General features: G+C 32.9%; 13 protein-coding genes. 7 read left to right on the top strand and 6 right to left on the bottom strand.

Features of this window, described 5'->3' with window-relative positions:
* Positions 1–574: 574 nt before the first annotated feature.
* On the top strand, positions 575–2,023 hold the full coding sequence (locus POF52_RS27755; RefSeq protein WP_271996946.1) for a Sau3AI family type II restriction endonuclease: 1,449 nt from the start codon (positions 575–577) through the stop codon (positions 2,021–2,023).
* Positions 2,024–2,569: 546 nt separating this feature from the next.
* A complete protein-coding gene (locus POF52_RS27760) occupies positions 2,570–2,812 on the top strand; it encodes a hypothetical protein (protein WP_271996948.1) in 243 nt (80 codons plus the stop codon).
* Positions 2,813–3,003: 191 nt separating this feature from the next.
* Here POF52_RS27760 and pdxS read toward each other — a convergent pair whose 3' ends face one another.
* Positions 3,004–3,891: a pyridoxal 5'-phosphate synthase lyase subunit PdxS gene (gene pdxS / locus POF52_RS27765; RefSeq protein ID WP_271996950.1), complete on the bottom strand. Its 888-nt coding sequence runs from the start codon at positions 3,889–3,891 to the stop codon at positions 3,004–3,006.
* Between the two features lie 129 nt (positions 3,892–4,020).
* On the opposite strand from pdxS, the gene pdxR reads away from it, so the two are divergent.
* Both pdxR and POF52_RS27775 read left to right on the top strand, forming a co-directional pair.
* The gene (gene pdxR, locus POF52_RS27770) at positions 4,021–5,433 is read left to right on the top strand and encodes a MocR-like pyridoxine biosynthesis transcription factor PdxR (RefSeq protein ID WP_271996952.1); all 1,413 of its coding nucleotides are present in this window, start codon (positions 4,021–4,023) and stop codon (positions 5,431–5,433) included.
* 954 nt (positions 5,434–6,387) lie between these two features.
* Complete coding sequence (locus POF52_RS27775; RefSeq protein ID WP_271996953.1) at positions 6,388–6,858, top strand: DinB family protein; 471 nt, start codon at positions 6,388–6,390, stop codon at positions 6,856–6,858.
* A 400-nt stretch (positions 6,859–7,258) separates the two neighbouring features.
* On the opposite strand, the gene POF52_RS27780 is transcribed toward POF52_RS27775, so the two are convergent.
* The 4 genes from POF52_RS27780 to POF52_RS27795 form a co-directional block, all read right to left on the bottom strand.
* The gene (locus POF52_RS27780) at positions 7,259–7,957 is read right to left on the bottom strand and encodes an aspartate/glutamate racemase family protein (RefSeq protein ID WP_271996957.1); all 699 of its coding nucleotides are present in this window, start codon (positions 7,955–7,957) and stop codon (positions 7,259–7,261) included.
* A gap of 203 nt (positions 7,958–8,160) precedes the next feature.
* Positions 8,161–8,910: an SAM-dependent methyltransferase gene (locus POF52_RS27785; protein WP_271996959.1), complete on the bottom strand. Its 750-nt coding sequence runs from the start codon at positions 8,908–8,910 to the stop codon at positions 8,161–8,163.
* A gap of 218 nt (positions 8,911–9,128) precedes the next feature.
* On the bottom strand, positions 9,129–9,647 hold the full coding sequence (locus tag POF52_RS27790; protein ID WP_271996961.1) for a hypothetical protein: 519 nt from the start codon (positions 9,645–9,647) through the stop codon (positions 9,129–9,131).
* Between the two features lie 296 nt (positions 9,648–9,943).
* Positions 9,944–10,267, bottom strand: a complete 324-nt coding sequence (locus POF52_RS27795) for a hypothetical protein (RefSeq protein WP_176584933.1) — start codon at positions 10,265–10,267, stop codon at positions 9,944–9,946.
* A gap of 181 nt (positions 10,268–10,448) precedes the next feature.
* On the opposite strand from POF52_RS27795, the gene POF52_RS27800 reads away from it, so the two are divergent.
* The 3 genes from POF52_RS27800 to POF52_RS27810 all read left to right on the top strand — a co-directional run bounded on the left by POF52_RS27800 (position 10,449) and on the right by POF52_RS27810 (position 11,913).
* Positions 10,449–10,910 (top strand): hypothetical protein, encoded by a 462-nt coding sequence (locus POF52_RS27800; protein ID WP_271996965.1) that lies wholly within the window; start codon positions 10,449–10,451, stop codon positions 10,908–10,910.
* A 199-nt stretch (positions 10,911–11,109) separates the two neighbouring features.
* Entirely contained in the window at positions 11,110–11,460 is a 351-nt protein-coding gene (locus tag POF52_RS27805; protein ID WP_098239996.1) for an ASCH domain-containing protein, read from the top strand.
* 18 nt (positions 11,461–11,478) lie between these two features.
* The gene (locus POF52_RS27810) at positions 11,479–11,913 is read left to right on the top strand and encodes a DUF2269 family protein (RefSeq protein ID WP_176527343.1); all 435 of its coding nucleotides are present in this window, start codon (positions 11,479–11,481) and stop codon (positions 11,911–11,913) included.
* A 182-nt stretch (positions 11,914–12,095) separates the two neighbouring features.
* On the opposite strand, the gene POF52_RS27815 is transcribed toward POF52_RS27810, so the two are convergent.
* Positions 12,096–12,812 carry an AraC family transcriptional regulator gene (locus POF52_RS27815; RefSeq protein WP_271996971.1) on the bottom strand — a complete coding sequence of 239 codons (717 nt, stop codon included), beginning with the start codon at positions 12,810–12,812 and terminating at the stop codon, positions 12,096–12,098.
* Positions 12,813–12,973: the final 161 nt, after the last annotated feature.

Genomic DNA, 12,973 nt, shown 5'->3' on the forward strand with positions numbered 1-12,973 from the left:
CTACTGGTAAAGTCTGCTCTACACGAAAGTAGATTTATACGTAAGAGGTTAAGGCTTATATCATAACATTTTATTGAATTTTACAGGAGTCTCCAATTTATTTGTTAATAAATCTAAGTATAAGTGATTGTTTTATAGGGGGATTAACCTCAGAGTAAACACATTTCTTTTTTTATGGGAAGAATTTAATTGGTTCCTAGAATTTAAACTTATGGTGCGACAAGAAGTCGCTTTCTTACAGCGTAGCTAACAGCTAACGCTACTTATCTAGACGCAAAGATGATCTCCATCCGAAACGGCATGCTTGGTAACGAGTCTGTCGGTTGCATGAGGAAATGCGGAAACAGAGGACAAATGCATGGTCCAGAATACTGCTAGGAGAAGATAGGTATGGTAAACGAAAGTGAAGGTTCATAAGCTTCGTCATGATTAGCTCATGATAATGCATGGATTGGCTTGGGTTTTAGCAAGAGGAAAAGTAGAATCTATAAGTTATATTTCAAAAAAGATCCAGTAATAGGTACAATAACATTAATGAGAATTTATGTTAATTTTTAAATTAGGGGATGAAAAAATGATAGATGAACTATATAAAACTAAAGCTGAAGTCCATAATCATGGGCTAAAAGCTATTGGAAAGAGCCTAAGAGAAATTAATAATAATCAATCTCTTACTAGGGCGCATAAATCCGGTGCTGGTGATGCTTGGGAAACTTGGTTTGGTAAAGAAAAAGATAGTAATAGAGAACCAGATATGCGTATGGCTGGTGTTGAATTAAAAGCCACTCCAATCAAAGAGAATAAAAATGGTACGTTAAGCGCAAAAGAGCGATTAGTTTTAAATATTATAAACTATATGGAAGTGGTAAAAGAACCATTTGAAACAAGTCACTTCTTACACAAAAACAACACTATTGAACTTGCTTTTTATAGATGGAAACCTGAAACAAAGAAGGATGACTTTGTTATTACAGATGTAGCTATGTATGAAATGATGAAAAATCCTGTTGATTTCGCCATCATCGAACAAGATTGGCATATCATCAACGATTATATTAAGCAAGGACGAGCACATGAATTGTCTGAGCGTCTCACTACTTATCTATCTCCATGTACAAAAGGAAAAACTGCCGCGGAATCTTTTCGGAAACAACCTTTTTCTGATATTCCTGCAAAACAAAGGGCATATTCTTTAAAAGCTGGGTATATGACCTATTTATACAGGACTTACGTATTAGGAGGAGAGCCTTCTCCAGCTATTGTTACTAATCCATTAGTCTTGCAGAATAAAACGTTATTGGATATTATTCTTGATAAGATAAAACCTTTTATAGGTAGTAAACGTGCTGATTTAGCAAGTAAATTTAATGTCAAAGATAATACTAAATCAACTAACCCAGAGATTTTAAAGCATATGCTGGGTATTAAAGGTGTAAAAGAAGACGATTTCGGTCAAGAAATTACGAAAGCTAATATTAAACCTAAAACCGTAGTTGTCAATAAGGGAAAGAAGGAACTCAAAGAAGAATTCAAAATTTTAGAATATAAATTCGATGAAGTTATCGAAGAAACATGGGAAAAATCTGAATTAAGAGAGTTTCTGCAAGATACTAAATTCTTGATTGTTGTTTTTGAAAAAGATGGAGACGATTTAACACTTAAAGGGGCGAAATTTTGGGAAATGCCTAATGAAGATATTGAAACTTCAGCTCGATTAGTTTGGGAAGATACAATTCATAAGATTAACACAGGCGTAGAGATTAAATGGACTCCAAAGAAAAGAACGACAAACTTTATCAATTCTTCTTTGCGAAATAAGTTGTTCAGTAAACTGTCAGCGAGCCAAACAGCATATTATGAAGGCAGTCCGTACTCTGACAAATTACCTACTAAAATTAAATGGATTAATCGCCCAGAAGATAAAATAGATTTGTACTCTGACTACTACATAACTAAACAAGCCTGGTGGTTAAACAAAGTATATATCTATAATCAGATAGAAGACTTGTTGGATTCTAAATAAACATCTCGGAGAGTTCTATCAATAATTCAGTTCCAAATACTCTTATTCAGCACAACATTTTCGAATGCTATTTTTTAATTGGAAAAATATTACATTGTATTAGTTAAGGATTTAATTGAAGAAATACACATTTACTGAGTTCACTACTGTAAATAATTGAAACCGAAACTTATTACGCTTGATGAAATTACTTTATATCATGGTGAGAAATAGTACAGTTTTTGTAGCAAATTATGAAGGACGTTACAAAAAGGAAAATCATTGAGGAAATTGACCTTCCTTTAAGGAATAAAGACGTAGAAGCTTTTTATGTTTAACCGAGGAACTTAAATCTGTGTCTTAATAAAAACCATATAACATAGAAGAAACTTATCAAAAAGAAGCCTTGCTATATAAGGATAAGGTTAATGACCGTTGCGATAACTGCAACTCAGCTTACTTCAAAAGTTCGGTAAAAGGTGGTGTTTTCTTGCGTGAATGCCGGGATTTTGGCATAAAAAAAAGTATTTAGGCGGTATTTAGACTATAAAAGAAGGCAGGACTTGAATGGCAGTTGTTATTATTTGTTGTATGATTTTAGTAGGGCTTATTTTTATCTATGGAGGATGGAAGCGTCCATATGACGAAATTAGTTCGGCTCCTGATATATGGATAGTAGAACTCCTCTTTGTTATCATTGAAAAATTATTTAAGATTTCGGCAGAAAAACTTATGCGTACCTCACTTATGATTTTCGGGACTGTTTGGTCCCTGTTTTTCCTTTGTGTATTAATTACACATGCATATTAGAAAAATAGAATATGTTAGATAATGATAAAATTATTAAGGATAGAGAAGGAAAAAATACCATTGCTTGTTCTAAGCAATGGTATTTTCTATACCGAAAATTGGATTTCAAGAAGTAACCTTTATATTTCAAGAAAAAAACTGAGTCAGTAAAAAGAATTAGCTTCCCGTAAGAGACATTATTTATTTGAAAATTACCAGCCTCGTTCTTGCATGCGATTCTCTGGTGAAATTGTAGAAATCTCAATTCCTTTCATCGCATTCCCTAATCCTTTTGAAAGTTGTGCAATTAATTCGTAATCTTCATAATGGGTCGTTGCTTCTACAATTGAACGAGCAAATTTTTCTGGATTATCCGATTTAAAAATACCTGATCCAACGAACACACCATCTGCTCCTAATTGCATCATTAATGCTGCATCCGCAGGTGTAGCTACACCACCTGCAGCAAAGTTAACAACTGGTAAACGCCCTTCACGTTTAATTTGCAGTAATAACTCATAAGGAGCGCCTAATAGTTTTGCTTCTGTCATGAGCTCATTTTCGTCCATCCCCACAACTTTACGTACTTGCGCATTTACTTTACGCATATGGCGTACTGCTTCTACAATATTTCCTGTTCCGGGTTCACCTTTTGTTCGAAGCATGGCAGCACCTTCACCAATTCGTCTTGCTGCTTCTCCTAAATCACGGCATCCACAAACAAATGGCACCGTAAATGTGCTTTTGTTAAGGTGAAATTCCTCATCCGCAGGTGTAAGTACTTCACTTTCATCAATATAGTCTACACCCATTGCTTCTAGTACACGTGCTTCTACAATGTGCCCAATTCTCGCTTTTGCCATAACCGGAATAGATACAGCATTCATTACTTCCTCTACAATTGTCGGATCTGCCATACGAGACACGCCACCTGCTGCTCGAATATCAGCTGGAACACGTTCTAATGCCATAACAGCAACAGCACCTGCTGCTTCTGCAATTTTTGCTTGCTCTGCATTGATAACGTCCATGATAACGCCACCTTTTTGCATTTCTGCCATTCCTCGTTTTACACGATCAGTACCTAATGATTTCTTCATTTCATACACTCCATTTCACTAACTCTTGTATTTTACGAATATATGAAATAGTATAAAAAGTAATTGACTTTATTGGAAGTACCAGTTTTCCAAAAAACAATAGGTCCAGTTACAGGGAGGTTGTTAGAAGTGGAAATGTTATCATGTCAATTAAATAGACTAAATGGTATACCATTATACGAACAATTATATTCGCATATAAAAAAAGAAATCATAGAAGGACGCCTTTCTTACGGAACAAAATTACCATCCAAACGGAAACTATCTAGTTTTCTAAAAATAGGTCGGAATACTGTTGAGACAGCTTATGAGCAACTGGCTGCAGAAGGATATGTAGAGGCATCTCCCCGTAAAGGATACTTTGTTATGGCCTATGACGACTTAGAATATATACAAGTAAACAATCATTTGCGGGAGAAGATTGAAATAACTAAGAAAGACATAAAATACAATTTTCATCCAAGCTCGATTGATACTGAGAATTTTCCTTTTTCCATTTGGCGGAAGCATGCCAAAGACACAATTAACAAGGATAATCACTCCTTATTATTACTTGGAGACTCACAAGGGGAAATAGAATTACGGGAGGAAATTGCTCATTATTTGTACCACGCTCGAGGAGTACAATGTTCACCCAATCAAATTATCGTTGGGGCTGGGATTGAAAACTTATTACACCAACTCTTGCTCCTCTTTAACAAAGAAACGATTTATGGTGTAGAGGATCCAGGTTATCATTTAATTTTAAAGATGCTCAAGAGTTTTCAAAATGAAGTTTATCCTCTTGGAGTAGATGAAGAAGGTGTAAAAGTAGAAGATGTTCATCGGAAAAATATTAATGTCGTTTACTTAGCCCCTTCCCACCACTTTCCGTATGGTACTGTATTATCAATAAATCGACGGACTAAGCTATTAAAGTGGGCTGCAGAAGATAAGAACCGTTATATAATAGAAGATGATTATGATAGTGAATTTCGTTATAGTGGAAAGTCCATTCCTGCCTTGCAGAGCATGGATATCGGCGGAAAAGTAATTTATTTAGGCACTTTTTCAAAATCTCTAATGCCGTCTATTAGGATTAGCTATATGGTGCTGCCAAGACCTCTTCTACGACAATATAAAGAAAAACTATCTTTCTATAACTCCTCTTCTGTCTCAAGAATTGACCAACATATTTTAGCTCAATTTTTAAAAAAAGGTGATTTTGAGAGACATTTAAACAGAATGCGGAAGATTTACCGTCGTAAGCTCGAAAGAGTATTAGAATTATTAAAGCCGTATCAAGATAAACTCTCTATTATTGGTGGGCATTCTGGCCTTCATATCGTTCTTATGGTTAATAATGGGATGGACGAAAAAGAATTGGTTCGAAGAGCAGGTGATGAAGCTATAAAGGTATATCCATTATCTACTTACTCATTTGAGAAAGAACAAGAAAACCCCCAAAAAATTGTTTTTGGTTTTGCTGGAATTCCTGAAGATGAGTTAGAAGATGCTGTCCAATTATTGTTAAAATGCTGGGGATTTAATATTAGTTCATAAAACAAATATAAGTTATTCGGATTTAGTGTTATTTTAAGTATTAGTGAAATGATATAAAACTTCCAAGAAAGTAAAAAAGCTCTTTTAAGATACTGAGTCTTAAAAAGGGCTTTTTTATTACTATTAGTTATGGAGAAATCCTGGTTTCATGTCTTTGAAAGGGTTACGGTATCAAAAAATATAATTCAATGGAACATACTCTAAAAAAAGATATTATAGATATTGTATCACTCGAACATCCTTTTGTGGTGTAGATTGAGATACACTCTCATATCTAACTTCAAATGTCGCATCAGTTACACTTGATCCCAATATCTAAGCATGACCAAATTGGAAATAAAAAAGAAATAGATATTGAATTATGAATCGGTCATATTTCCTTTTGGTACACAATCCATTGTAAAACAGACCGCAGGTGAATATGGTGGTTATATTGTAGTTAAAAACGCTACGTTTGAAGATTATATTAGCCAAGGAGAATGTTGGAGCAAGTATATAGATTATGAAGAGAAAAATATATGGAAACTCTATAATGTTAAATAAATAATAAAATAATTTAGCTATAATACTTTTAATATTTACATACTATGTAGAAAAACGTTGTATTTGTCGTCACTAACTGTAAATAGTAAAACTAATATAATACATAAAATAAGTTAATGTTTACTTATTGAAATATTATGTTTCATGAACTTATTTTATAATATAGATATGAAATAGTTATCCTTGTGTATGAAGAGATTGAGCTAAGAGAATAAGTGAAAAAGAAGAAGAATCTACTCCTTTAGAAAGAGAAAAAGACAATCTGTTAATAACAGTATAAATGACAAGAATAGATAAGTTATGTTAACTGGGTGCGAATATTTTGAAGCACTAGAGGTAACTAAATTATATTCTTCCCTCCCTATAAGTGGTATAATATGGATGATTGTATCAGTGAAAGGGGAGAAAGAGATGAACAAACTTGTATTCAAGCAATTTGAAATCGGAAGAGAGTATTTCCTCAAAATCATAGGAGCTGTTTCGGAGGATCAAACTGATGTGCAGCCAGATGGTTTTAACAATACAATTCATTGGCATACAGGTCACGTTTTGACAGTTACAGAACAAACTATGTTTGGTTTTCCTCATGCAACAACCCATCTTCCAGCAAACTATATGGAATTGTTCGGAAATGGTACGAAACCAGCCGATTGGACAGGGGATGTACCTACTATGGATGAGCTTATGATACAGTTAAAAGATCAATTGGCTCGTATTCAGCAAATTCCTGCTGAACAGTTAAATAATACCTTGGAAAAGCCATTTCTAGGATGTAAAACCTTTGGAGAGCTGGCGGGTGTTACACTGATGCATGAAGCAACTCATATGGGACAGATTCAGGCAATGAAGCGAATAATTGAACATGTGAGTGTGAAAAATTGAATTTGACAAGATGATATAACAAAGTTATCGGCAAGTATAGCCGTTTTCTCCTTTTCTTTAGGTTAAAAAGAGAGGATGGGGTTCACGTCATTACCTTGTATTAGATAGATTTTATAAGATGTTTTCTTCAACTACTGGCTAGTCGCAGTAGTTTTTTCTCTTTTTAAGATGAATACAAAGCTAATATAATCACAATTACGGGAAATTATTTGCAAATCCACAAAAAACAAGTCTCTCTCCATTGGAGAAAGACTTGTTTTTTATAGTTATAATTTTTTATAGTTAAAAGTTCAGTAGCTGCAGGAACAAAACGAAACGTTGTATCTATGTTTTTAATTACAGTATTTTTGTTATTTGAAATTTCTAATAATTAATCTAAATAAGGATATCGTTCATTTTCCTAGAATAATCCTAACGCATATTCAACTGCTGCTTGTGCATGTATTTCTGTAGTATCAAATATAGGTATTGAGATATCATTCTGATTAATCAGTAAGGAAATTTCGGTACAACCTAATATAACTCCTTCTATTCCATCGTTGATTAAACCATTTATAATTTTTTGATACGCACTTTTGGAATCTGCTTCAATCTTCCCTAAACATAATTCTTCGTAAATGATATCATGTACAACTTGACGCTCTTCATCACTCGGAATATTAACTTCAAGATTATAATTAGCGATAAGTCGACCTTTATAAAAATCCTCTTCCATTGTAAACTTTGTTCCAAGCAATCCTATTCTACTAATCCCTTGATCTTTTATTTTCATAGCCGTAGCATCTGCAATATGTAGGATGGGAATGCTAATATGTTGCTGAATCTCACTTGCCATTTTATGCATGGTATTTGTACAGATAATTAAAAAGTCAGCTCCACCTTTTTCGATGTATTGAGCTCCTTTAATCATTAATTCTGTTGCTTCTTCCCACCTATCATTATGTTGTAATTTTTTTATTTCTTCGAAGTCCACAGAATACATCACACTTTTAGCAGAGTGATGGCCCCCTAACTTTCTATTTACTGTTTGATTAATAATTCTGTAGTATTCACTTGATGATTCCCAACTCATTCCACCTAATAAGCCTATTGTTCTCAATTCTTCCAACCTCCTTTATAGAAAATATCACCATAAGATAGACTTTTTCAGAACCTCTATTAAAAGGAATATTTGGCTTGTTAGTTGATGAAGGAAATATGTATAATGTATAAATATTTAGTTATCATAATGTGGATTGAAGAAAATAGAAAACCTGAAATTCCTTGTTCCATAATGGAAGGTATCCCAGGTTCTGTTGAGATTTATTGATTTTGAAAAAGATAAAGACCAAATCCTAAAGTATCTCTACCCCATGTAAGGTAAGTACGTTTCCATGACCTAATTTTATTTAACATACTGTCACAATCAGGGTTGTTCGGATTTTCATAACAATATTTTTCCATAGACATAGCATATAGTCCTTCATATTCATCCCAATCATCGTCACTTGCAACAACTGACCAAATCGGCACGAGCCCCATACTTTCTCCTATGAAAACATTCTCATGGTGTTTTTTTAATTCTGACTCATCTGCTCCACCAAGTGCTTCTAAATATGCCTGACTAGGTTTCTTCTTCCAGTATCCTTCTCCTACTAGAATAAAGCCGCCTTTTTTAACATTTCTTTTAAGAGATTGTAACGTTAATTCCAGACTTCCTAAAGCATGGGTAGAACCAACACAAATTCCTACATCAAAATGATTGACGTATTCACTTACCACTTGTTTGGCATCTCTTACAATGTACGTAATTTTTTCTTTAGGAATCCTTTTTTGGGCCTGTTGCTTTGCCTCTAAAATAGAATCTTCATATAACTCTAGGGCTGTTGCTTCAATATCATATTTTTCAACTAAACGTATTAACAGTTCACACTTCCCAGCCCCGATATCTAACACTTTTGCATGAGGTTCTAACTGAAGAAAATCTATAATTCTATTGATTTTAGTTTCACTTATCGGGTTACTAAATAAATGGTTACGATGGGCAATTGATGAGAATTTATTTCTGTCCATTGGTTGAACTCCCCTTTGTCCTTTTTAGATACTCTTTTTCTCATTAAGTTTATTGCTACTGATAATTAATTCCTTGAAAATTGGACAAACCCTTCTTCACTGTATCATAATTAAATGGTCAAGGCGGACAATGTATAGCTAGTTAACATAAAACGGATTCTCGGTAAAAGCATGATAAAAAGTCCTAAAAAAGGACTTTACATACTAATTACACTCTCTTAGAAATTACACCAATATACAGTATCCATTGATGATGAGATATCCTTTACCTCGTGAAATTCAATTAACATATCTTTCAACCTACTCCCAGTACGTGAATTACTATCAACATCGTAAAATTGATAAACGTTTACTTGATATATTCCATTTTGAATCGAAATACGATAATTTGAACAATTTTGGTCAGGAACCTTTCTATGATTAAATTGAGCAGCCATTGTTAAACAGTCATAATCTACTAAATACAATTCTTTATTGGTTACACGTATATAGCCTTGTGCTTGTCGATAACTACCCTTTACTTTGTTCTCTTGGTTTACAGTAACCTTAACTTTCCAAGAATGTTCTATTCCATTTACAGACATTTGAAACACCATAATATTCGCATTCTTTGTTTCTTCTCCAAAATGTTTTAATAGTTGGTTAAGCGACCAATCCTCATCTACAAATGATATATATTTATCTGCATTGGCGATACCGATAAAAGTTGTATCTCCAGATTTCATTTTATATTTCATACTTTATCTTTCCCTTCTCCATTAAAACCCTATTTTATTAGCTGTTATTCTTAGCAATTAAGCCTTTTATTTTCTATTTTTGCAATTGCAGGTACTGTTTGTAAAGTACTCTACCAATAATTCATTCTACTACTTTTATGATTTTAATTTGAAGAAGAGTAGTTGTAAAAAAAGCATGATTCTTAGTGATTTTCTCTGTGTTAGAATGCATATCGTATACAAAATCAGTTTACATAAAACCATTTCTAGGTAGTAAATAAAAAAGAAGCTCTCTAAAAGAGACTTCTTTTTAACCTTTATTGAAGCTTTTTATTTTTAAAAGAATACGTTACTGAATTAATAAGACATAAAGCCATTATTATTAAAAACATATAAGTTGAAATTGTATCTCCTGATAAATTAAGATCATCGACAATTATCCCTTCTAAGAAAAGGATTAAGCCTGAAATGAATAAACTAATGATTGCTATAGTGATTACATGCAAGCCAGTAACTAATTGCTTCTTATTTTGCATTAAAATTGTGATCAACAAAGCAGACAATACAACAATGAAAAATATAAATACTGGTCTTGAATACAAAAGGCTTATAGCTCCCTCACTATTACTCCATATATACATATTAAACCTCCACTATTACCTTTATTTTTCCATTTTATCAATAATATTGATTTAAATCACTATGTATATATGTTTTTAGTTTACATAAAAGTATTATCAGAAATCATGTATGCAGGATATTGGCTTAAGAGTCATGAATATATGAACCTAAAAGCATAATGAAAGCAGGTGACTTTTATTTATGTTAATAGGTGAAATGCTTACTAAAATAATGAAAGAAGAAATGACAATTAAAGAATTAGCAAAAATGTACAGTGTTACTACTCAAACCATCCAAAGAAAATTTAAGAAACTAGGATATGAATGGGATAACAAAAAGTCTATTTACAAATATACAGGGAAATCACCACAGCCGTTAGATGTTGATTTCAGTACCCTATTTAGAAAAACACCTACTATTAGTAAGGATTTAAGCCACCTTAAAGGTAAAAATAAAAAGAAAGGAATTGGTCGCAGTAGTACTAGTGACGTAGTAGATGTTTTATTGGCAGGTACGAAACCACCATCCAAAAGAGTGTATCAGGGTTTTTATTTCGATAAAGACGTATTAAGCATTATAAATAGTGTTCCTAAAAATTATAAATCTGAACTAATTAATGAAGCGTTAAGAAAAGTATTTAAGGAAAAAGGATTACTCAAATGAAAAATTCAAGTGACTGTTCAAAAAAGGAAATTTCGAGGGAAATGAACACTTGTGGGGTGAAGGAGTAACTTATTTAAAGAAAAGGGATAAATTATAACAGATTTATTAGAGGAAATTTCAAGCTAATAAATTCAAATGAAATTTGTTATCGAAAGTGTGATACATTGAATAAGAGACAAGAAATGAAAGGAGTTTTTTAATGAGCAATCATGAAGCACAATATGAACTACCACCAAAAACATGTACAATCGATCGACTTGTAACGATGCCGGATGATGTAAATAAAGTAATCAAAGGCATCAAAACAGCAACTCGCCGAAATGGAAGGTATGCTGATGTAGGAGAGATAATGGTCTTAGGGGATAAAAAGTTTATAGTGGAACGGGTTTATTCTCAATCACTAGGTGAATTAACAGATGAAAATGCTCGCCAGGAGGGCTATGATACAGTAGAGGAATATAAGCAATCTATTTTATCTTATCATCCTGGAATGCCTTGGCTTCCGCAAATGAGAGTATGGGTGCATGAGTTCAGATCAGTTAACGATTGATAGGTAAAAGAAATGGATTTGTTGTACCGTATATTAGTATATATTCATGTTTCTAGTGTCATTCTATCTATTGGTCCTTTCTTTATTCTCTTGCCAATCGTTAAAAAACTACATAGTTCAAGAGAACAAGAAATAAATGCCTATTTGAGCACATTTCAATCTGTTGTTAGACTCGCAAAACATTCAGGCCATGTTCTTGTTATAACAGGGATATTCCTCGTTATGTGTGGCCCATGGACGTGGACTACTCCATGGATTATAATGACACTGATTTTCCTCTTTTGCTCCTTGTTCTTTCTGGCCCGTGCGTTTTCACCAACCCTTCGAAAGTACAAGGAGGAAGGGCAAAATAAAAAAGAACTGGAAACTAAACTAAAGCGATCTATTTGGATTTACATCATTCTATTAATGACTATGCTTTGGTTTATGGTCGGTAAGCCGACTTTTTGGTGAAATACATCCATTTGTCGTCACTAAGAGTAAATAGTTAAACTGATTATTTTTATGAAATACTCTACGATTTACTTAACATAACAGGTATTATAAGAATCAAAAAAACCTTTTATCAAGGGGGGCAGCTTATAACACGTAGAAAAATTATCAATTTTTCTATAAAAAAGACTATAAGCAAAGCGCTAAACTTTGCTTATAGTCTCAATAATTTTTAAATATTGCACATCTCCTAGACCATACTGAGGAAATGACTGGAATAAATTTTCTAACAATTCATTTTGTGATTGATTTTCATTTTCCCTTATATACGTTATGATTTCGTTGTCGGCCTTTATATATTCCATGTATAACCTAATTCCTTGCAACATGCTAGGTATTACTTTTAGATTAGGAAATTGATGATCTATCAATACTTGTTGATAAACCTTTTTATAACTGCTTAAAAATATTTCAGTTGTTTCAATCTCATAAGTCATTTCATTAACCATATTGAAAAATACTTTCCCCTTATACGCCACTTGTTCTAAATATGCTAGTACCGTGAGCATATTTATTTGACAAAACATATCATCACCAAACCATAAGACGATACATTTATACTCTTTTTCAAACAGTGGTTTCAAGGGTGTCATAGTGAGATTTTTATATTCTTGTATAGATACCTTATGTCCTAAAGCCCTTAAATTTATAAATTCGTCACTGAATATTGCAACACTTGTCTCATGTGAGCACATGGCTTCGTTAAAAGGAATATACTCACCTTTTTCCAAAAATTTATTTGTTTGAAACACCTCGTACATTACCTGTCCATTTAAAATATTTAATATTTCGGAACCAAATTGATGATTCATTTTACTATGAAAATCCTTAATCTTCGACCTGTAGGAAAGATCTATCATAACACTCCTCCTCATAACACTTACATTTCATTCTACATCACTCATACAAAATAATGGGTTTTTAAACGAGGGTTAATTACAAAAATGAAATGATGCAATAAAAAGGGCTAAAATACTACAACTTTATTTTAAATCTATATACGATACACGAATATAGTTAC

This window comes from Priestia sp. AB (assembly GCF_028369225.1).
Classification (GTDB): Bacteria; Bacillota; Bacilli; order Bacillales; family Bacillaceae_H; genus Priestia; species Priestia megaterium.

Coding starts and splice junctions, on each gene's coding strand:
- POF52_RS27755 (WP_271996946.1), top strand. CDS start 575: ATGATAGATGAACTATATAAAACTAAAGCTGAAGTCCATAATCATGGG.
- POF52_RS27760 (WP_271996948.1), top strand. CDS start 2,570: ATGGCAGTTGTTATTATTTGTTGTATGATTTTAGTAGGGCTTATTTTT.
- pdxS (WP_271996950.1), bottom strand. CDS start 3,891: ATGAAGAAATCATTAGGTACTGATCGTGTAAAACGAGGAATGGCAGAA.
- POF52_RS27775 (WP_271996953.1), top strand. CDS start 6,388: ATGAACAAACTTGTATTCAAGCAATTTGAAATCGGAAGAGAGTATTTC.
- POF52_RS27785 (WP_271996959.1), bottom strand. CDS start 8,910: ATGGACAGAAATAAATTCTCATCAATTGCCCATCGTAACCATTTATTT.
- POF52_RS27790 (WP_271996961.1), bottom strand. CDS start 9,647: ATGAAATATAAAATGAAATCTGGAGATACAACTTTTATCGGTATCGCC.
- POF52_RS27795 (WP_176584933.1), bottom strand. CDS start 10,267: ATGTATATATGGAGTAATAGTGAGGGAGCTATAAGCCTTTTGTATTCA.
- POF52_RS27800 (WP_271996965.1), top strand. CDS start 10,449: ATGTTAATAGGTGAAATGCTTACTAAAATAATGAAAGAAGAAATGACA.
- POF52_RS27805 (WP_098239996.1), top strand. CDS start 11,110: ATGAGCAATCATGAAGCACAATATGAACTACCACCAAAAACATGTACA.
- POF52_RS27815 (WP_271996971.1), bottom strand. CDS start 12,812: ATGATAGATCTTTCCTACAGGTCGAAGATTAAGGATTTTCATAGTAAA.